Source organism: Pigmentiphaga kullae (genome assembly GCF_004216695.1).
GTDB lineage: Bacteria > Pseudomonadota > Gammaproteobacteria > Burkholderiales > Burkholderiaceae_B > Pigmentiphaga > Pigmentiphaga kullae.
Map to the genome: position 1 here is coordinate 611826 of NZ_SGXC01000001.1, position 18277 is coordinate 630102.

20 protein-coding genes are annotated in these 18277 nt (G+C 69.2%); 6 read left to right on the plus strand and 14 right to left on the minus strand.

Annotated elements, in window-relative coordinates:
- Positions 1 to 21: 21 nt before the first annotated feature.
- A complete protein-coding gene (locus EV675_RS02990) occupies positions 22 to 252 on the plus strand; it encodes a hypothetical protein (protein ID WP_130355929.1) in 231 nt (76 codons plus the stop codon).
- Between the two features lie 6 nt (positions 253 to 258).
- On the opposite strand, the gene EV675_RS02995 is transcribed toward EV675_RS02990, so the two are convergent.
- The gene (locus EV675_RS02995; protein ID WP_130355930.1) at positions 259 to 543 is read right to left on the minus strand and encodes a hypothetical protein; all 285 of its coding nucleotides are present in this window, start codon (positions 541 to 543) and stop codon (positions 259 to 261) included.
- A 130-nt stretch (positions 544 to 673) separates the two neighbouring features.
- Here EV675_RS02995 and EV675_RS03000 point away from each other — a divergent pair, with 130 nt between their 5' ends.
- Both EV675_RS03000 and EV675_RS03005 read left to right on the plus strand, forming a co-directional pair.
- Complete coding sequence (locus EV675_RS03000; RefSeq protein ID WP_130355931.1) at positions 674 to 1813, plus strand: alpha-hydroxy acid oxidase; 1140 nt, start codon at positions 674 to 676, stop codon at positions 1811 to 1813.
- Positions 1814 to 1851: 38 nt separating this feature from the next.
- Positions 1852 to 2274 carry a hypothetical protein gene (locus tag EV675_RS03005; protein ID WP_130355932.1) on the plus strand — a complete coding sequence of 141 codons (423 nt, stop codon included), beginning with the start codon at positions 1852 to 1854 and terminating at the stop codon, positions 2272 to 2274.
- A 21-nt stretch (positions 2275 to 2295) separates the two neighbouring features.
- On the opposite strand, the gene cls is transcribed toward EV675_RS03005, so the two are convergent.
- The 7 genes from cls to EV675_RS03040 all read right to left on the minus strand — a co-directional run bounded on the left by cls (position 2296) and on the right by EV675_RS03040 (position 8484).
- Complete coding sequence (cls, locus tag EV675_RS03010) at positions 2296 to 3732, minus strand: cardiolipin synthase (RefSeq protein ID WP_130355933.1); 1437 nt, start codon at positions 3730 to 3732, stop codon at positions 2296 to 2298.
- A gap of 18 nt (positions 3733 to 3750) precedes the next feature.
- Complete coding sequence (def, locus tag EV675_RS03015; protein WP_130355934.1) at positions 3751 to 4284, minus strand: peptide deformylase; 534 nt, start codon at positions 4282 to 4284, stop codon at positions 3751 to 3753.
- Between the two features lie 101 nt (positions 4285 to 4385).
- Complete coding sequence (locus EV675_RS03020) at positions 4386 to 5009, minus strand: glutathione S-transferase family protein (protein WP_130355935.1); 624 nt, start codon at positions 5007 to 5009, stop codon at positions 4386 to 4388.
- A 51-nt stretch (positions 5010 to 5060) separates the two neighbouring features.
- The gene (locus tag EV675_RS03025; RefSeq protein WP_130355936.1) at positions 5061 to 5453 is read right to left on the minus strand and encodes a sirohydrochlorin chelatase; all 393 of its coding nucleotides are present in this window, start codon (positions 5451 to 5453) and stop codon (positions 5061 to 5063) included.
- Positions 5450 to 6418: a DNA-binding protein YbiB gene (gene ybiB / locus EV675_RS03030; RefSeq protein ID WP_130355937.1), complete on the minus strand. Its 969-nt coding sequence runs from the start codon at positions 6416 to 6418 to the stop codon at positions 5450 to 5452. The genes EV675_RS03025 and ybiB overlap by 4 nt, the downstream gene beginning before the upstream one ends.
- 10 nt (positions 6419 to 6428) lie before the next feature.
- Positions 6429 to 7289 carry an IclR family transcriptional regulator gene (locus EV675_RS03035; protein ID WP_130355938.1) on the minus strand — a complete coding sequence of 287 codons (861 nt, stop codon included), beginning with the start codon at positions 7287 to 7289 and terminating at the stop codon, positions 6429 to 6431.
- Between the two features lie 13 nt (positions 7290 to 7302).
- The gene (locus tag EV675_RS03040) at positions 7303 to 8484 is read right to left on the minus strand and encodes an acetyl-CoA C-acetyltransferase (protein ID WP_130355939.1); all 1182 of its coding nucleotides are present in this window, start codon (positions 8482 to 8484) and stop codon (positions 7303 to 7305) included.
- Between the two features lie 177 nt (positions 8485 to 8661).
- Here EV675_RS03040 and EV675_RS03045 point away from each other — a divergent pair, with 177 nt between their 5' ends.
- Positions 8662 to 9720, plus strand: a complete 1059-nt coding sequence (locus EV675_RS03045) for an MBL fold metallo-hydrolase (RefSeq protein ID WP_130355940.1) — start codon at positions 8662 to 8664, stop codon at positions 9718 to 9720.
- Between the two features lie 99 nt (positions 9721 to 9819).
- Entirely contained in the window at positions 9820 to 10434 is a 615-nt protein-coding gene (locus tag EV675_RS03050) for a DUF502 domain-containing protein (protein WP_130355941.1), read from the plus strand.
- A 49-nt stretch (positions 10435 to 10483) separates the two neighbouring features.
- On the opposite strand, the gene EV675_RS03055 is transcribed toward EV675_RS03050, so the two are convergent.
- The 4 genes from EV675_RS03055 to EV675_RS03070 form a co-directional block, all read right to left on the minus strand.
- Positions 10484 to 12142 (minus strand): YfaP family protein, encoded by a 1659-nt coding sequence (locus tag EV675_RS03055; protein WP_130355942.1) that lies wholly within the window; start codon positions 12140 to 12142, stop codon positions 10484 to 10486.
- Positions 12143 to 12306: 164 nt separating this feature from the next.
- Positions 12307 to 13776 (minus strand): aldehyde dehydrogenase, encoded by a 1470-nt coding sequence (locus tag EV675_RS03060; protein ID WP_130355943.1) that lies wholly within the window; start codon positions 13774 to 13776, stop codon positions 12307 to 12309.
- 26 nt (positions 13777 to 13802) lie between these two features.
- Complete coding sequence (locus EV675_RS03065) at positions 13803 to 14957, minus strand: iron-containing alcohol dehydrogenase (protein ID WP_130355944.1); 1155 nt, start codon at positions 14955 to 14957, stop codon at positions 13803 to 13805.
- A 125-nt stretch (positions 14958 to 15082) separates the two neighbouring features.
- Complete coding sequence (locus EV675_RS03070; protein WP_165404402.1) at positions 15083 to 16045, minus strand: Bug family tripartite tricarboxylate transporter substrate binding protein; 963 nt, start codon at positions 16043 to 16045, stop codon at positions 15083 to 15085.
- Between the two features lie 155 nt (positions 16046 to 16200).
- Between EV675_RS03070 and EV675_RS03075 the strand changes: the two genes are divergently transcribed.
- The gene (locus EV675_RS03075; protein WP_165404403.1) at positions 16201 to 17148 is read left to right on the plus strand and encodes a LysR family transcriptional regulator; all 948 of its coding nucleotides are present in this window, start codon (positions 16201 to 16203) and stop codon (positions 17146 to 17148) included.
- Positions 17149 to 17158: 10 nt separating this feature from the next.
- Here the strand turns inward: EV675_RS03075 and EV675_RS03080 are convergent, their stop codons facing one another.
- Entirely contained in the window at positions 17159 to 17464 is a 306-nt protein-coding gene (locus EV675_RS03080; protein ID WP_130355947.1) for an I78 family peptidase inhibitor, read from the minus strand.
- A gap of 19 nt (positions 17465 to 17483) precedes the next feature.
- The gene (locus EV675_RS03085) at positions 17484 to 18251 is read right to left on the minus strand and encodes an AraC family transcriptional regulator (protein WP_130355948.1); all 768 of its coding nucleotides are present in this window, start codon (positions 18249 to 18251) and stop codon (positions 17484 to 17486) included.
- Positions 18252 to 18277 lie beyond the last annotated feature (26 nt).

Below are 18277 nucleotides of genomic sequence, written 5' to 3' on the forward strand. Positions count from 1 at the left end.
CGTGCTTTCAGGAGACATCCCATGAAAGACCGCCCGTCCGACACGCCTGCCAAACCCCCCACTGTCATACGCGAACGGCCGGCCGATCCCAACTGGCTCGGCGTCGGTTCCGAGGGAGAACGACGCCCGCGCGAGCCGGTCGAGCCGCAAGCCGGCTCGGAACCCGCCGACGTCGGCCGGAAGATGCCCGGCGAAGTTCCGCCCGCGGGCAAGCCGCCCGCTCGCCAGGGCCGTGATCCCGACCTGGCCTGAGGCTCGTCAATCTTCCTCGTCTTGCCCGCTGCGCCGCTCGCTGCCCGCCGCGCCGTCGCTGCGCACCTCCACGTCGGCCCCCTGCTGGCCGCGCTGGGCTGGGGTGAAGTCGTCGGATCCGGGCAGCGTCCCGGTCCTGGCCTCCGTGCTGGCTTGCGCCGCTCCCTGGTCGAATTCCGTCGTCGCCCCTTCGGGACCAGGCGGGTGATCCATGTCCGGACGCGGGGCATCCTCGGACGAGACATGTTTCGGGCGCGGCGCGCCGGCATTGGGATCGGGAGGGGTTTTCATGGTCGGCTCCTGCTTGGATCGCGTCCGGGCAGCAGCATTCGTGCCCGCCATGATGGGCCGCCTTGCTCATCTGTAGCAAAATAGCGCCCATGCGGCCACGCGCCGCGCTTCTCGAATACCCGGATTCCCCATGCCCGTCATCACCTGCATCGAAGACCTGCGCCAGCTCGCCCGAAAGCGCGTCCCGCGCGCCTTCTACGACTATGCCGACAGCGGTTCGTACACCGAGTGCACCTACCGAGCCAATGCCGACGACCTGGCCGCCATCAAGCTGCGCCAGCGCGTCGCGATCAACGTCGACAACCGCTCCACCCGCAGCACCCTGCTCGGCCAGGAAGTCAGCATGCCGGTGGCGATCGCGCCGACCGGGCTCACGGGCATGCAATGGGCCGACGGGGAAATCCTGGGCGCGCAGGCCGCCGAGCAGTTCGGCATCCCCTTCACCCTGTCCACGATGAGCATCTGCTCGATCGAAGACGTGGCCGCCGCCACCACCAAGCCCTTCTGGTTCCAGCTCTACGTGATGCGCGACCGCGAGTTCATCGCCGACCTGATCCAGCGCGCCAAGGCGGCCCGGTGTTCGGCTCTGGTGCTGACCCTGGACCTGCAGATCCTGGGCCAGCGCCACAAGGACCTGAAGAACGGCATGACCGTGCCGCTGCGCCCCACTGTGGCCAACCTGCTGGACCTGGCCAGCAAGCCCGCCTGGGCGCTGCGCATGCTGGGCGCCCGGCGCCGGACCTTCGGCAACCTGGCCGGCCACGTCAAGGACGCCGCCGGCATCAACAGCCTGGCCCGCTGGACCGCCCGCCAGTTCGACCCCACGCTGTCCTGGAAGGACGTGGAGTGGATCAAGCAGCAATGGGGCGGCAAGCTCATCATGAAAGGCATCCTGGACCCCGAGGACGCGCGCATCGCCGCCTCGTGCGGCGCGGATGCGATCGTGGTCAGCAACCATGGCGGCCGCCAGCTCGACGGCGCGCTGTCGTCCATCGCCGCGCTGCCCGCCATCGTCGAGGCGGTGGGCGACCGCACCGAGGTCCTGTTCGACGGCGGCGTGCGCAGCGGGCAGGACGTGCTCAAGGCCCTGGCCCTGGGCGCGCGCGGCGCGATGATAGGCCGAGCCTTCCTGTACGGACTGGGCGCCATGGGGCGTCCCGGCGTCGATGCCGCGCTCGGTATCATCCAGCGCGAACTGGACGTCAGCATGGCCCTGACCGGCACGCGCACCATAGACGAGATCGGCCCCAACATCCTGATCCGCCCCTGACGAGAACCCAACCCCACCCACCCGTCCTGGAGAATCCCATGAAGGTCCTGTTGCCCGGCCTGGCGGCCGCCCTGCTACTGGTGTCCGGCTGCGCCACCACCGAGGAAACCAATTCGGCCATACGGGCACGCTGGATCGGCCAGTCCACCGACGCCTTCTTTTCCCAATACGGCCCGCCCCAGCGCTCTTACAAGCTCAACGACGGCAGCTCCGTCTACAACTGGCGCGGCGGCGAGAAAAGCACCCAGCACGCCGCGCAATACCGCGACGTGCCGCGCGACAAGGATTCCAAGAAGACCGACCGCGTGATGGTCTCGCCGGCCCGCACCGAAGAGCTGTTCTGCGAATTGCAGATCAACGCCGGCGCCAACGGCAGCATCACCGCCATCCAGACCACGCGCGAATCGTCCGGCGCCGGATTCAGCTTCTCGCGCTGCGCCGAGGTGTTCGAGAAACGCTAGGGCCTGCTCCCGCGGCGGCCATCAAAGCACGGGCGCGAACAGCCGCGCCACGTGCATGACCACGCGCGGCAACAGGGGGATGGTCTCCCATTCGCCCTGCCCCACCTCCTTGGCCAACGCGAAATCGGCCAGCAGCATGGCTTGCGCCTGGGCCGCGAACCTCGGGCTGACGGTCAGCACGCTCAGTTCGAAATTGAGCCGGAACGAGCGATTGTCCAGGTTGGCGCTGCCCACCGCCACCGTGTCGTCGTCGATCAGCATGACCTTCTGGTGCAGGAACCCCGGCTGGTAGCGGTAGATCCGGACGCCCGCGCGCACGGCCTCGTAGGTGTGGAACAGCGAAGCCTGGTAGACCGTGAAATGATCCGGACGGCAGGGCAGCAGCACCCGTACGTCCACCCCGCGCAGCACCGCCAGCCGCAGCGCCGACTGCACGGCGGAATCGGGCACGAAGTACGGCGAGGTCAGCCAGATGCGGCGCTGCGCCGCCTGGATCGCCTGCACCATGAACAACGAACCGGTCTCCTGGTGATCGGCCGGCCCGCTGGCCACCGCCAGGCAGGTCATGTCACCGGGCTTCTCCTCGGGCATGGACAGCTCGGGCAGCTCCTGCGTGACCCAGTACCAGTCTTCGCTGAACGTGCGCTGGATCTGCGCCACGATGGGCCCGGCGAGACGGATGTGGGTATCCCGCCAGGGCGACAGGCGCGAATTGCCGCCCAGGTAGTCCTCGCCCACGTTATGGCCGCCGACGAAGGCCACCTGCCCGTCGACCACGACGATCTTGCGGTGATTGCGGAAATTCAGCTGGAAGCGGTTGCTGACGCGGCGCACCGAAAACGCATGGATCTGCACGCCGCCCGCGCGCAGGGACTCGACGTAGCGGCGGGCCAGCGCGTGGCTGCCGATGCCGTCGTACAGGAAATGGATCTTGACCCCATCCGCGGCGCGCGCCAGCAGGCGGCGGTGCAGTTCGCGCCCCAGCGGATCGTCGCGCACGATGAAGAACTGCACGAGGACGTAGCGCCGCGCCCGGTCGATGGCCTCGAAGATCGCGTCGAAGGTTTCCCGTCCGTTCTCCAGCAGGCCGACCTGGTTGCCGGCCAGGAAGCGGCGGCCCATCAGCCGGTCCAGCGCCAGGAAGCGGTGCAGTTCCGGCTCCGTCGCGGCGTCGCGGCGCGCGGCCACCGTCAGTTGCGACTGGTTGACGTCGGCCTCGGTGCGCGCGCGGGCCCGCGCGCTGTTGAACCGGTGTTCGTCCACGTAGCCGGCGAAACGGCTGCGGCCCAGGAACAGATAGGGAATCAGCGTCAGGTAAGGCACGGAAACCAGCGCCACGGCCCAGGCCACCGCGCCCTGCGAAGTGCGGGTGTTCATGATCGCGTGGCACGCGGCAACGACGCCCAGCACGTGCAGGGTGGCGACCTCCAGACCGATCGACAGCAGACTTTCCGCCATGTTGGCGACCTCCCGGTATCAGTCGTCGCTGTTCGGATCGAGACCGGGAAACAGCACTTCGGTGAAGCCGAACTTCGAGAAATCCTCGATGCGCGACGGGTACAGGCGTCCGATCAGGTGGTCGCATTCATGCTGGACCACGCGTGCGTGAAAACCGTCGGCCACGCGATCGATGGGGACGCCGGCGGGGTCGACGCCGGTATAGCGGATGGCGACGTGGCGCGGCACCGCGCCGCGCAGCCCCGGCACCGAGAGACAGCCTTCCCACCCCTCTTCCTTTTCGTCGGACAAGGGCGTGATGACGGGATTGATGAGAATGGTGCGCGGCACGGCGGGCGCATCGGGATAGCGTTCGCTGCTGTCGAAACCGAATATCACGACCTGCAGGTCGACGCCGATCTGCGGCGCCGCCAGCCCCACGCCGCCGGCGGCCTCCATCGTATCGAACATGTCCTGGATCAACGCATCGAGCGCTGGGGTCCCGGTTTCCTGGACCGGCTTGGCGACGCGCAGCAGGCGTTCGTCGCCCATCTTCAGTATTTCGCGGATCATGGAACTGCCCTGGAACGGTCCTGCCGGGCCCTTTGCCCGGGGGGTGCCTACCCGGATTGTGCCAGATCGGCACCGCCGCGCCAGGCCGCGGCGGTACCGGCTCAGGCCAGCTTCTGCTGGAGCACGCCCTGCGCCGACGGCCGGCTGCTGACGCGCTTGTGCCATTGCGCCAGCAGCGGCGTGGCCGGACGCTCGATGGGCAGCAGGAACCAACGGTCGACGGCACAGCCGACGGCGATGTCGCCGATGGTGAAACGGTCGCCCGCCAGGTACTGGCGCCCGTCGGCCAGGAACTTCTCCAGCAGCAGGATCAGCCTGTTGCCGCGCGCCACGGATTCGGCGATGGCCTGGGGGTTGCGCTTGTCTTCCGGCGTGCGGATCAGGCCGATGAAGGCCGGCGCCATGGCAGGCGCGAATTCGGTGGCCTGCCAGTCCAGCCAGCGGTCGCTCAGGCCGCGCTCGCGCGGGTCGGTGGGCCACAGCGTGCCGGCGCCGTACTGGGCGGCCAGGTAGCGCACGATGGAGTTCGATTCCCACAGGATGTAGCCGTTGTCGTCCAGCGTGGGGATCTTGCTGTTGGGGTTCAGGGCCACGTACTCGGGCTTGTCCAGCCCGCCATAGGGGCCGCCCACGTCGATGCGATTGAACTCCAGCCCCAGTTCGCGCGCGGCCCACACCGCCTTCGAAACGTTGATGGAAGTCAGGCGGCCCCAGATGGTCATCATGGTGGAAATCTCCGTGTACGGGTGCAAGGGATTCGAAAGAAGGAAAACACGCTAGGCCGGCGGGGCCGGATCCGCGGCCGGGCGCAGGGCCGCCTCGGCCACGGCGTCCAGCACGCCGGGTAGTTCGGACAACACCGGCAGCGACGCGAACCGCAACGCGGGATACGCCGCCCGCGCCTCGTCCAGCAGGCGCGCCAGGTCGCGCGTCACGTGCGCGCCCGCCGCCCAGAATACCGGCAGGACGATGACCTCGGCCACGCCCCGGCCGGCCAGGACGGCGATGGCCTCGGGCAGGGTGGGCGGCATCAATTCCAGGAATGCGATTTCGACCGGCGTGGCGGGATCGCGCATGCGCAGCGCCTGGGCCAGGCCGTCCATGGGCCGCGCCCATTGCGGGTCGCGCGAACCATGCGCGAACAGGACGATGCCCCGGCGCGGCGTCATGCGGCCTGCTCCAGGCGCGCCGCGGCGGCGACGATGGCGTCGCGCTGGGCCGCGATGGCGGCCGGCAGCGGTTCCTGTCCCTGCTGGATGGCGCGCACCCAGGCCGCCGTGGCGGCGGCCTCGCGCGCGGGCAGGGCCGGCAGTTCGGCCTCGGCGCGCTCGGCGCCCTCGACCGCGGTGGTCTCGATGCCGTCCAGCCAGCGCGCGATGCGCTGCGGGCGCCGGGTGTTGGCGACCGCCTCGCCCTCGGTGGCGCGCATCAGCAGCGCCGCCTCGCGCCGCAGCGCGAACAGCTCGGCCAGCATGGCGCCGAATTCGGGATGGGTATAGGCGGACAACAGCAGGCTGGGACCCTGCACCGGGCGCAGCAGCTTGGCCAGCGTGTGCGCGACGTTGCGCACGCCCAGGATGCGGCGCAGGCTCACGAGCCAGGCCAGCCCCGGACTGACGACGGCCAGCGGCAGATAGGCCAGCCCTCGATCGCCCAGCGCGCGCGAAGCGGCGCCGGCATCGGGCGAGGCCTCGATGCCGAGCTGCTCCAGGATATCGATGGTAGGCACGCGCGCGGCGTTCGAACCCGCGCCCGGCCGGGCCGGATCGGAGGCCTGCCCGTGCAGCAGCACCGGCAGGCCGGCCTGCGCCACGGTCCAGGCCAGCAGCGGCACGAGGTTGGGCGCGTGGCGCGAACCGTTATAGGTGGGCAGGACCACCACGGGCCGCCCGGGGGGGGCCTCGACGCGCGTCATCCGCGCCTGCGCCGCGTCCAGGAAGCCGGCCACCTCGGACACGGACTCGCCCTTCATGCGCAGGGCCAGCAGCACCGCGCCCAGCTCCAGCTCGGACACCCGGCCATCCAGGATGGCGCCCATCAATTCGCCGGCCTGATCGCGCGCCAGTGCGCGCGAGCCGTCCTTGCCGCGGCCGATCTCGCGTATCAGCGGTGCGCAGGCATAGGGTTCGGTCATGGGCGCTCCATTACACGCGCTTCATCAAGTCGTTGATGCGCTCGGCGGCGCGGGACAACAGCGGCAGCAGTTCGTCCTGCATCTGCCGCGCCGTCACCAGGTGCGCCTGGCCGCTCAGGTTCAGGGCCGCCACCGTGCGGCCGCTGCGATCGCGGATGGGCGCGGCGATGGCGACCAGCCCCGTTTCCAGTTCCCGGTCCACCAGCGACCAGCCCTGCTCGCGCACCTTCAGGATGGCGGCCTTGAGCTGCGCCGGATCGGTCACCGTCAACGGCGTATGGGCCCGCAGGTCGGACCTGGCCAGCGCCGCGTCGATCTCGGCGTCGGCCAGGCCGGCCAACAGCACGCGCCCCATGGCCGAGCAGTAGGCGGGCAGGCGGCTGCCTATCCCGAGGTTGATGGACATGATGCGCCCGGTCGGAATGCGCAGCACGTAGACGATGTCGGTCCCGTCCAGCACGGTGGCCGAGCAGGACTGGTGCGCCTCGTTGGTCAGTTGCTCCATGATGGGCTCGGCCAGGTCCCAGAACGGCATGGAGGTCAGGTAGGCGAAGCCCAGCTCAAGGATGCGGGGCGTGAGCCGGAACTGCCGGCCTTCCGCGGCCACGTAGCCCAGCTGCACCAGCGTCAGCAGGATGCGGCGCGCGCCCGCCCGCGTCAACCCGGCGGCCTCGGCCACCTCGGTCAGGGTCATGGCGGGCCGTTCGGCGTTGAAGGCCCGGATGACGGCCAGTCCGCGCGCGAAGGACTGCACGTAGGCATCGCTGGGCTTGACCGCGTCGCTTTCGGCGCCCGCGGACACGCGGGCAGCCCCCGGGCTGCCCGCGTCGATGCCGGCCGGCTTGCCGCCGGCCGAAGGGTGTTGCGTCATGCAGCCCTGGCGATCAGATCAGTTCGAAAGCCATGGCCGTGGCTTCGCCCCCGCCTATGCACAGCGAGGCCACGCCGCGCCTGGCCTTGCGCTGGCGCATCGCCCCCAGCAGGGTGGCGATCAGCCGCGCGCCGCTGGCGCCGATGGGGTGGCCCAGGGCGGTGGCGCCGCCATGCACGTTGACCTTCTCGTGCGGCAGCTTGTGCTCGGCCATCGCGGCCATGGTCACCACGGCAAAGGCTTCGTTGATCTCGTACAGGTCGACGTCGCCCGGCTTCCAGCCGGTCTTGGCGAACAGCGTGGCCAGCGCGCCCACCGGCGCGGTGGTGAACCATTGCGGCTCCTGCGAATGCTGCGCGTGGGCGACCACGCGGGCCAGCGGCGTGACGCCCAGCTTTTCGGCGGTGGAAGCGCGCATCAGGACCAGGGCGGCGGCGCCGTCCGAGATCGACGAGGAGTTGGCGGCGGTAACGGTGCCGTCCTTCTTGAACGCCGGCTTGAGGGTGGGGATCTTCTCGGGCATGGCCTTGTAGGGAGCCTCGTCGCGCGCGATGATCTTCTCGCCCTTGCGGTCGGCCACGGTGACCGGCGCGATTTCCCATTCGAAGCTGCCGTCCTCGCTGGCGGCCTTGGCGCGGCGCAGCGACTCGAGCGAATAGGCGTCCTGCTGTTCGCGGGTGAAGCTGTACTTGGCGGCGCAGTCCTCGGCGAACACGCCCATGGCGCGGCCCTTGTCATAGGCGTCTTCCAGGCCGTCCATCGCCATGTGGTCGTACATGGTGGCGTGGCCGTAGCGGTATCCCTGGCGCGCCTTGGGCAGCAGGTAGGGGGCGTTGCTCATGCTTTCCATGCCGCCCGCCAGCGCGACCTGGGCGCTGCCCGCCAACAGCAGGTCGTGCGCCAGCATCGTGGCCTTCATGCCCGACCCGCAGATCTTGTTGATGGTGGAACAACTGGTGCCGAGCGGCAGGCCCGCGCCCAGCGCGGCCTGGCGGGCCGGAGCCTGGCCCTGGCCGGCTTGCAGCACGTTGCCCATCAGCACTTCCTGGATCTGTTCGGGCTTCAGGCCCGAACGCTCGATCGCCGCCTTGATGGCGATTGCGCCCAACTGGTTGGCGGAAAGCCCTGAAAGCTCGCCCAACATGGCGCCCATGGGGGTACGGGCGGCCGATACGATAACAACGGGATCCGACATCTTCGACTCCTGACTCTGAAAAGCGGCGGGCGCCACGGGCAGGGGCGGCGGCTGCGTTCCGGGAAGGCATCCGCCGGCACCTAGGTACACTAGCTGTAATTTACCAACAAGTGGCCTGCCCATTTTAGACCTGCCCAGGCAGCGCCGCACGAACCGGCCAGGCCCACCCGACCCGCCATGAATCCTCTCGAACACGAACTGAAGTACCCGCTGGGCGACACCCTGCCCGAGGCCGGCGCCGCCATCCAGGTCGCTCCCGGCATCCGCTGGATCCGCATGCCCCTGCCCTTCGCGCTGGACCACATCAACCTGTGGCTGCTGCGCGACCGCTTCGAGGGGCGGGACGGCTGGACCATCGTCGACTGCGGCATCGCCCGCGACGAGGTCAAGGCGCTGTGGGAGCAGGTCTTCGCCACGCAGCTCGACGGACTGCCCGTGGTGCGGGTCATCGTCACCCACATGCACCCCGACCACATCGGACTGGCCCACTGGCTGACCGAGAAATGGGGCGTTCCCCTGCAAATGAGCGCCACCGACTTCCTGACCGCCCACCTGTTCGTCGAAGGCCAGGCCATCTCGGGCGGCGAGCGCATGGCCGCGCACTTCGCCCGCAACGGCATGACCGATCCGGCCTCGCTCGACGGCGTGCGCGCCCGCACCCGCTACTACCCGCAGCTGGTGCCCCAGGTCCCCGCCCAGTTCAACCGCATCATGGACCGCGACGTGCTGCGCATCGGCGGCCACGAGTGGCATGCCATCGCCGGCTACGGGCACGCGCCCGAGCACATTTCGCTGTATTGCAAGGAACTGAACATCGTCATCTCCGGCGACATGGTGCTGCCGCGCATCTCGACCAACGTCAGCGTCACGGACATCGACCCCGAAAGCAATCCGCTCCAGCTGTACCTGGATTCGCTCGGCGGCTATGCCCACGTGCCGGCCGACGCCCTGGTGCTGCCCTCGCACGGACGGCCCTTCGTCGGCATCCACACGCGCATCGCCCAACAGCACGCCCACCACGCCGACCACCTGGCGCGGGTCAAGCAGGCCTGTACCGGCCAGGCCGCGTCGGCCTACGACATCGTGCCCGTGCTGTTCAAGCGCAAGCTGGACCTGCACCAGATGACTTTCGCGCTGGGCGAGGCCATCGCCCACCTGCACATGCTGTATTACCAGGGCGTGGTCGCCCGCGAGATCGGCGCCGACGACATCGTCCGCTACCGGGTTCCCGGCTGATCTCCCGCGCGGCCCCTGGCCGCGCGCATTCTGCTGCTATGCTTGGCGCCCCGGCCACCGCCGCGCGGGGCGGCTTCCCTGGTGCCGCAGGAGTCCGAGATGAAAAACGTCTACAAGTATTTTTTCCGTGGCCTGATCACCATCCTGCCGCTGGCGTTGACGCTGTACCTGCTGTATGTGTGCGTGGCCTGGATGGAGGCACTGGCGCTAGCGGTGCTCCGCCCCTTCGTCGGCGGCTTCTACTTTCCCGGCATGGGACTGATCCTGGGCGTGCTCGGCATCGTCGCCGTCGGCATGCTGGTGTCCAAGCACCGGGTGCGCCGCCTGCTGTCCTACGTGGAATGGCCGTTCACCAGCATCCCGGTGGTCAAGAGCATCTATTCCTCGCTCAAGAGCTTCGCCGACTATTTCACGCCCAGCACCAGCCAGGGCGGGCAGCAGGTCGTCATCCTGCGCATGCCGGGCCAGGAATTCGAACTGGTGGGACTGGTCACCCGGCGCAGCATGGCCGGCCTGCCCGAGGGCTTCCTGCCCGGCGAACGGGTGGCCGTCTACCTGCCCATGGGCTACATGATCGGCGGCTACACGGTATTCGTGCCGGCCTCGTGGGTCACGCCCATCGAGATGTCGGTGGAAGAGGCGATGCGCTCGTCGCTGATCGCCTGGATGGCACGGACGCCGCAGGCGGCGCCCGCGCCATCCAGGCAGGAATGACGGGGTCGGGCGGCGGACCTTACCGAAAATCCGCCGTCCATCCCTTCCGTCAAGGTGCCGTGCAGTAGCGGCGCGTTACCGCGGCGGGTGCCGGTTCGGTGCTGGACCACGCCCCGACACGGTTGACGGTAACCCGGCAGCTGGCGTCCACGGTCAGCTTGAACACGGTCCACCAGTTCGTCGAACCCGCCACTTCTCCGGCAGTCGGGCCAAACACCGAAATCGTGCCCTTGTTGTTGAGCTCGACACGAACCGGCGAGCGGGTCATGCCGGGATCATAGGTGCCCGAGTAGTTCTTCAACGCGTAGGTATAGGTACCCACCATCAGCTTGCGGATGGTAACCACCTCGGGACCGAAGCCGGTGGTGTCGTCGACGTCCAGGTTGGCGAAGGGATCGGTGCCCAGGCTGCCCTTGCTGCCATAGTAGATCTCGGTGCCATCCGGCGCGAACAGGTGCGAATCCACGTCCACGGGCTTGGCGCCCCAGGTCAGCTTGATGCTGATGGCATCGGTCAGCGTCGTCAGCGACAGGCATTCAGCCAGAGTGGTGTCCGCGGCGAACGGCCCCACCGACACGGTGTTGGACAGCTTGACGCCCTGTTGCGCGAACAGCGTCGCCTTGCCGTCCTTCTTCATCGCGATACGGAACTTGCCTTGGGCATCGGTACGCACGGACGACGAGCTGGAGTAGTCGATGCCGTCCGACGTGACCAGGATGTTCGCCAGCGACGAGGCGCCCGCGTCATCGGCCACGCAGCCGTTCACGTAGATCGTGTTCATCAGCTGATCGGCATTCCAGTACGTGAAGTGGCTGACGGTGCCTTCGTAGTACTGATCGGCGCCCGAACCGGCCAGCGTGGCCGAGCCTTCCTGCTTCCAGAAACCGGTCGCCTCGTCGAAGTAGAACAGCGGGATCGTGGCGGGGTTGCTGGCGCTGCGGGTGGCGACCGGAATGCGGATGGTCGCGGTCTTGCCGGGGGCCAGGTTCAGCCGTTCGCCAGCGGCGTTCTGCAGGGTCACATTGATCGCGCCCCAGCTTTCCATGACGCCGGTGCCGCCGCCCGAGGTCGAGACCAGGTACTGGCCCGGCATGGCGTTGACGTTCAGGGCCGGATTCACGGCGCTCAGCGCGACCGAGACCGGGCCCGTGGCGGGCGAGCCGTTGGGGCGGACCAGGCCATTGGCGGGCAAAGAAACCGAGGCCGGCGTGTTGGGCGCGGTGACCGTGATGGCCGTGGCGGCGTCGCCGCCTCCCGTCACGTCCACGGGATGCAGCTCGACGGTGGCGATGTCGGTGGTCTGGTCGGCGACCACGGCGGCGGTGGGCAGGCCCTCGCCATAGCCGGTGGCGTTGACGCGGATCACCGTGCGGCTGGCGGGCGCGACGCCGGCCAGTTCGAACTCGCCCTGGGCATTGGACATGGCGCTGGCCGAGCCGTTGCTGAGGCGGGCGTTCTGGATGGCTTCGCCGGTCTGGCCGTTGATGACCTTCCCCTTCACCTTGCCGGTCACCGTGATCGGTGGCTCGGGATTGGTGGGCGGTTCGGGGTCGGTGGGCGGCGGACTGGACGAAGCGCCGTCGCCACCGCCGCATGCGGCCAGCACCAGCGCGGCGCCAAGGGCCGCCAGCAAGGCCGGCAGCCGGGATGAACGGACGCGCGCGCGTCCGTCCGCCGGGCTCTCGCCCAACGTAGCGTCGTGTTTCATGATTTCCCCTGTTTGGAATCCGCCTGGCCTGACGGTTGCTCAGGCCAGTTTTTTGTTGTAAGCGTTTACTAGCGGCGGAAGTCTACAGAGGGAATACGAGATGTACTCACTACGTTAACAATACATACATCTCTTGCAAATACTCAGATATACGAAGTTACGTGTTACCGGCTCCACGGCAGCGGCGCCGCGTTCATGCCCCAGTAGTAGCTCTTCTGGTTGGTGTACTCCAGGATGCCCAGCCGCCCCTTCTCGCGCCCCGTGCCGCTCATCTTCACGCCGCCGAAGGGCGTGCTGACCGAGAACAGCTTGTAGGTGTTGACCCAGACGGTGCCCGTCTGCAATGCGGCGCCCAGGCGCCAGGCGGTCTTGTAGTCCCCCGTCCAGATGCCCGAAGCCAGGCCGAACACGCTGTCGTTGCACTGGGCGATCAGGTCGGCCTCGTCGGTCCAGGGCAGCAGCGCCAGCACCGGGCCGAAGATTTCCTCCTGGCACATGCGGGCCTCGTTGGGCAGGCCTTCGATCACCGTGGGCAGGTAGTAGCTGCCGCGCTCGTAACCGGCGCCCACGGGCCGCTGGCCGCCGGCCAGCACCTTGCCGCCCTCGTCCACGCCCAATTGCACGTAGCGTTCCACCGACTCGCGGTGGGCGCGGCTGACCAGCGGGCCCATCTGGGTCCGCTCGCTGGCCGGGTCGCCCACGCGCAGCGCCCGCACGCCCGCCAGCAGGCGTTCCTTGAAGGCCTCGTACACGCTGGCATGCACGAAAGCGCGCGAACCGGCGATGCACGATTCTCCCGAGGAACTGAAGATGCCATACAGCACGCCGGCCACCGCGTGGTCCAGGTCGGCGTCGGCGCAGACGATGGTCGGCGACTTGCCGCCCAGCTCCAGCGAGGTCGGCATCAGGCGCTCGGCCGCTAGCCGGGCGATGCCCAGGCCCACGGTGGTGCCGCCGGTGAAGGCGATGCGGCGGATCAGCGGATGGCGCACCAGCGCGTCGCCGACCACCGAGCCCTTGCCGGGCACCACGCTCAGGATGCCGTCCGGCACGCCCGCCTGCTGCGCGATGCGGGCCAGTTCGATGGCCATGCGCGGCGTGATCTCGGCCGGCTTGAACACGACCGCGCAGCCGGCCGCCAGGGCGGGCGCCAGCTTCTGTGCCTCGCTGGCGATGGGCGAATTCCACGGGGTGATGGCGCCCACCACGCCCAGCGGTTCGTGCACGCTCATGCTGACGTAGTCGCCGCGCGACGGGGTGATGGTGTCTTCCATCGTCTCGCAGGCGGCCGCGAAGAACTGGAAGGTGCCGGCCGCGCTGGCCACCAGCGCGCGCGTCTCGTTGATGGGCTTGCCGTTGTCCAGGCGCTGGAGCTGAGCCAGTTCCTCGGCCCGGGCCCGGATGCCGGCGGCGATGCGGGTCAGGATGGCGCCGCGCTCGTGCGGCTTCAAGCCCGCCCATTCGGGGCGCAGGCGCGCGGCCTCGGCTGCCCGCACGGCCTGGTCCACGTCGTCGGCGGTGGCCGCGTTCAGCGTGGCGACCTCGCTGCCGTCGGCGGGATATTCGGTCACGTACCGGGGGCCCGAGGCATCGCGCCAGGAGCCGGCGATCAGGGTCTGGATGTGTTCGGTCATGTCAGGATTCCATGAAAGACGGCGCGCTAGAAGGCCTGGGTGTAGACCGCGAGCGCGTCGTCGCGGGTCAGGTCACGGGGGTTGTTCATCAGCAGGCGGTCCACGGTCATCGCCGCTTCGGCCAGCACCGGCAGATCGGACTCGCCGACTCCGACGTCGCGCAGCCGCTGCGGGATGGGCGATGCCGCCACGTGGGCCTGCATGGCGGCGATGAAAGCCAGCGCCGCCTCGGCATCGGCCGCATCGCGCAGGCCGGGATCCAGCGCGCGCGCCAGTTCGGCATACGCGCCTTCGGCCACCGGCAGGTTGAACCGCAGGATGGGGACCATGACCAGCGAGTTGGCCAGTCCGTGCGGCACGTGGAAGTGGCTGCCCAGCGGATGCGCCAGCGCGTGGATCGCGGCCACCGGGGCGTTGGCGAAAGCCATGCCCGCCAGCAGTGAACCGAGCAGCATGGCTTCGCGGTCATCCAGGTTGCCGCCCTGCCGCACCGCGCCGCCCAGGTGGCCGTGCAGCAGCTGCAGCGCGCGCACGGCCAGCATGTCCGACATGGGGTTCTTCTTGTGCCGGGTCGTGTAGGCCTCGATGGCGTGGACCATGGCGTCGATGCCGGTCATCGCGGTCGGTCCGGGCGGCAGCGCCGCCGTCAACTCGGCATCCAGCACCGCCACGTCGGGGAACAGCAGGGAACTGATCACGCCGCGCTTCTGGTGGTCGGGCGTCGACACGACCGAGGTCGGCGTGGCTTCGGAGCCGGTGCCGGCGGTGGTCGGTACCTGGATCAGGGGCAGGCGCGGCCCGCGGGCGCGCTGCGGGCCGTAGATGTCGGCCAGCGGCTGCGGGTGGGCGGCCAGCAGGGCCACCAGCTTGGCGGTATCCAGCGAGCTGCCGCCGCCCAGGCCGATCACGCAGTCGGCGCGGTCGTCGCGGGCGGCCTGCGCCGCCTCCAGCACCACGTGTTCGGGCGGGTCGGCCTCTACGCGGTCGTACACGGTCACGTGCAGGCCCGCGGCGCGCAGGGTGGCGGCGGGCGCATCGATCAGCCCGGCCGCGACCAGCCCGGGATCGGTGACGAGAAACGCTCGGCGCTGGCCGCCGGCCTGGAGGATCCGGGCCAGCCGGAGGGCGGCCCCGCGCTCGCAGACGATGCGAGGCGTGGTTTCGAAATGGAAGCTGGGCATGGACATCGGCTCCGTCCGGACCGCGCGGGGCGGCCGGGGTGAGCACGGCCCCCACCCCATGCGCGGTGATGCGGAAAGCAGGAAGAAGGGACGGCCGGCGCGCGGCGCGCCGGCCGGAACGCGGATCAGTACGCCGAGATCTTGGTCTTGGCGATCAGGTCACCGAAGTTCTTGTATTCGGTGCGCAGCGCGTTGCCGAGCGCCTCGGGCGTGGTGGCCACGCTTTCGAAGCCCATGGCCTGGATGCGCTCGACCGAGTCGGGCTTCTTCAGGCTCTTGTTGATCTCGGCGTTCAGGCGCTTGATCACGTCGGCCGGGGTGCCGGCCGGGGCGAACACGCCGTGCCAGCCGCTGACCTTCTCCAGCTCGGGCAGGCCGGCTTCGCGGAAGGTGGGCACGTCGGGCAAGGCCGAGGCGCGCTTGGGTCCGATCACCGCCAGGGCCTTGAGCTTGCCGGACTTGACGTGCACGGCGCTGCCCGAATCGAAGGTGAAATCCACCTGGCCCGCCAGCAGGTCCTGGATGGAAGGCGCCAGGCCCTTGTAGGGCACGTGGGTCGCGTCGGTATGGGTTTCCAGGTTCAGCAGCGCGCCGGCCACGTGCGGGAACGAGCCGTTGCCGGTGGACGAGTAGTTCAGCTTGCCCGGGTTGGCCTTCATCTTCTCGATCAGGCCCTTGACGTCCGAGACGCCCACCTTGGGATTGACCAGCAGCGCCATGTTCAGGCCCGCCGTCATCGCCACCGGGGCGAAATCCTTGATCGGGTCGAACGGCACGTTCTGCATCACGTACGGGCCCAGGGCCAGCGTGCTCGAAGCCAGCATCAGCAGCGTGTAGCCGTCGGCGGGCGCGCGGCGCACGTAGTCGGCGGCGATGTTGCCGTTGGCGCCCGGCCGGTTCTCGACCACGAACTGCTTGCCCAGCGACTCGCCCATGTCCTTGGCGACCATGCGCGCGATCGCGTCGATGGTGCCGCCGGCCGGCACCGACACCACGATGGTCACGGGCTTGGACGGGAAGGTGTCGGCCATCGCGGCCACGGGAACCAGGGCCGACACGGCCACCAGGGAAAACAGCTTGCGCATCATCGCATCGATCTCGTAAAGGGTTGGACAGCGACGGCCGGCCTGCCCGGGTCGGGGCTTCCCGGCTCGTCCATGCTGAAAATTGTAGGCAGGGCCGGTGTGTGACAATGGCATTTCTTGTTAACCTGAGGTTAACGATTTCCCACCTGGCCGTTGCCGTGTCACGTCTCCTGAACAGCCGCCATTTCCAGATCTTCGCCACCCTCATGCGCAGCCGCGGCATGAGCGAGGCCGCGCTGCGGCTGGGCATCTCCAAGGCGGCGGTCAGCAAGACCCTGCGGCTGATGGAGCGGGAAACCGGCGTCGCGCTGTTCACGCTGGCGCACGGACGCCTCGAGCCCACGGCCGCGGCGCGCCGCCTGCTGCCGCGGGCCGAACAGGCGGCCAAGCACCTGGAATGGGCGCTGGACGAGGCCTATGCGCTGGACCAGGGGTCGGTGCGCACCGTCATCGTCGCGGCCCACGCGCCGCCGCTGATCGCCATCCTGCCCAGCGCCATCCAGCGCTTCAAGGAAAGCCATCCCGACGTCAACGTGCACCTGCGCGTGGAAGGCCCGCCCAAGGTGCTGGAGTCGGTGGCGCACCACGAGGTGGACCTGGGCGTGACCAACCCGCCCGCGCCCAACACGGCCAGCAGCGTCGACCTGTGCGAACGCCACACGATATCCGAGGACCTGCTGGTGGCCGCGCTGCACCGGCGCCATCCGCTGGTGGCCAAGTCCGTGGTGCGCCCGGAAGACCTGGTCGGCGCCACCGTCATCGCCCTGCCCGACGAATCGCCCACTTCCATCCTGGTGCGCGCCACCTTGCAGGAAGCGGGCGTCAGCATACCCAAGACCATCTTCGCCAGCACGTCCATGGGCGTGTGCGCGCTGGTGCAGCAGGACGTGGGCATCGGCCTGATCAATCCCATGCTGCTGTCCACCGGCATCTTCCCCGACGTCGTGACCCGGCCCTTCCGGCCGCGCATCGAGCTGTGGACCGAAATCTACTATTCGTCCATCCGGCCGCTCAGCCCCGAGGCGCGGGCGCTGGCCACCTATATCGAGGAAGCGGCCTCGGCGCTGCGCGGGCACGCGCCGCTGGGCAAGCCCGCGCCGGATTGAAAAGCCGCCCTCAACCGCAGCGTATCGCTGTCACGACTTCGCGCCGGTTGACCTCGACATTCACGCGGAACGGGTTGAACTCCATGGTGACGGCCTGCCCCGGGCGCAGCACACGCGCGCTGCCGGCGCCGGAGGCCTTGCGGGCCTCCTCGATCAGCACCGAACTGAGTTGCTGGCCGACCAGGGACTGGGCCGCCTCGGCCCGGCATTGTCCCTGCGGCGCTTGCGCTTCGGGCTGGGGGCCGGCGGCGGGCGCGGGGGCGGCGCAGCCGGCGGCAAGGACCAGCATGGCAACGGCAAAGGCGCTCCGGATCATGGGTTCTCCTTGTGGGGGATCATCGATAGAACAGCGTGGGCGGCATTCCGAAATGCCGGCGGAACATCGCGGCGAAGGCGCTCTGGCTCTGGTAGCCGTGGTCGAGTGCGACGTCGACCACTTTATCACCCCGCGCCAGGCGCTCCAGCGCGGCCAGCAGGCGCACCTGCTGGCGCCAATAGCCGAAGCGCATGCCCGTCTGCTGCTGGAACAGGCGGTGCAGGGTGCGGGCCGACATGCCCGCGCCGCCGGCCCAGGCATCGACCGTGCGGCCGTCGTCCGGCGCCTCGATCAGCCGTTCGCACACCGCGCGCAGGCGCGGGTCGGACGGCAACGGCAAATGCAGCGGCAGCACCGGCAGCGCCCGCAGTTCGTGCAGCAGCAACTGCCTGAGACAACCCGCGCGCGACGCCGGCCCATCGCCCGGCGGCAGGTCGATGGCGGCCAGGATCAGTTCGCGCAGCAGCGGCGGAATGCCCAGCACGCAACTGCCCTGGGGTAGTTGCGCGCCGGCGTCGGCCGCGACGAACACGGTCCGCATCTTCACGTCGCCGCTCATGCGCACCTGGTGCGCGATCCCGGCCTCCAGCCACACGCCGCGCGTGGGCGGCACCACCCAGCGGCCGCCCTGTGCGTCGATGCACATCACGCCTTCGATGGCGTAGAGCAACTGGCTGTAGGCATGGCTGTGGGGGGCGATCACATGCCCGTGGGGATAGTCCGCGGCGATGGCGGTGACGGGCACGCCGGCCCGGGCCATATCCCGCAGGTGGACATCGACATCCATGGAATGTCACTTTTAAGATAACTAGC

What these genes read in the sequence shown, in the direction of transcription:
- EV675_RS03070 (WP_165404402.1), bottom strand. Translation starts at nt 16,045, where the DNA reads ATGATGCGCAAGCTGTTTTCCCTGGTGGCCGTGTCGGCCCTGGTTCCC.
- cls (WP_130355933.1), bottom strand. Translation starts at nt 3,732, where the DNA reads ATGGCGGAAAGTCTGCTGTCGATCGGTCTGGAGGTCGCCACCCTGCAC.
- EV675_RS03065 (WP_130355944.1), bottom strand. Translation starts at nt 14,957, where the DNA reads ATGCCCAGCTTCCATTTCGAAACCACGCCTCGCATCGTCTGCGAGCGC.
- EV675_RS03080 (WP_130355947.1), bottom strand. Translation starts at nt 17,464, where the DNA reads ATGATCCGGAGCGCCTTTGCCGTTGCCATGCTGGTCCTTGCCGCCGGC.
- EV675_RS02990 (WP_130355929.1), top strand. Translation starts at nt 22, where the DNA reads ATGAAAGACCGCCCGTCCGACACGCCTGCCAAACCCCCCACTGTCATA.
- EV675_RS03035 (WP_130355938.1), bottom strand. Translation starts at nt 7,289, where the DNA reads ATGACGCAACACCCTTCGGCCGGCGGCAAGCCGGCCGGCATCGACGCG.
- EV675_RS03055 (WP_130355942.1), bottom strand. Translation starts at nt 12,142, where the DNA reads ATGAAACACGACGCTACGTTGGGCGAGAGCCCGGCGGACGGACGCGCG.
- EV675_RS02995 (WP_130355930.1), bottom strand. Translation starts at nt 543, where the DNA reads ATGAAAACCCCTCCCGATCCCAATGCCGGCGCGCCGCGCCCGAAACAT.
- EV675_RS03045 (WP_130355940.1), top strand. Translation starts at nt 8,662, where the DNA reads ATGAATCCTCTCGAACACGAACTGAAGTACCCGCTGGGCGACACCCTG.
- EV675_RS03000 (WP_130355931.1), top strand. Translation starts at nt 674, where the DNA reads ATGCCCGTCATCACCTGCATCGAAGACCTGCGCCAGCTCGCCCGAAAG.
- EV675_RS03025 (WP_130355936.1), bottom strand. Translation starts at nt 5,453, where the DNA reads ATGACGCCGCGCCGGGGCATCGTCCTGTTCGCGCATGGTTCGCGCGAC.
- EV675_RS03050 (WP_130355941.1), top strand. Translation starts at nt 9,820, where the DNA reads ATGAAAAACGTCTACAAGTATTTTTTCCGTGGCCTGATCACCATCCTG.
- EV675_RS03040 (WP_130355939.1), bottom strand. Translation starts at nt 8,484, where the DNA reads ATGTCGGATCCCGTTGTTATCGTATCGGCCGCCCGTACCCCCATGGGC.
- ybiB (WP_130355937.1), bottom strand. Translation starts at nt 6,418, where the DNA reads ATGACCGAACCCTATGCCTGCGCACCGCTGATACGCGAGATCGGCCGC.
- def (WP_130355934.1), bottom strand. Translation starts at nt 4,284, where the DNA reads ATGATCCGCGAAATACTGAAGATGGGCGACGAACGCCTGCTGCGCGTC.
- EV675_RS03085 (WP_130355948.1), bottom strand. Translation starts at nt 18,251, where the DNA reads ATGGATGTCGATGTCCACCTGCGGGATATGGCCCGGGCCGGCGTGCCC.
- EV675_RS03060 (WP_130355943.1), bottom strand. Translation starts at nt 13,776, where the DNA reads ATGACCGAACACATCCAGACCCTGATCGCCGGCTCCTGGCGCGATGCC.
- EV675_RS03005 (WP_130355932.1), top strand. Translation starts at nt 1,852, where the DNA reads ATGAAGGTCCTGTTGCCCGGCCTGGCGGCCGCCCTGCTACTGGTGTCC.
- EV675_RS03020 (WP_130355935.1), bottom strand. Translation starts at nt 5,009, where the DNA reads ATGATGACCATCTGGGGCCGCCTGACTTCCATCAACGTTTCGAAGGCG.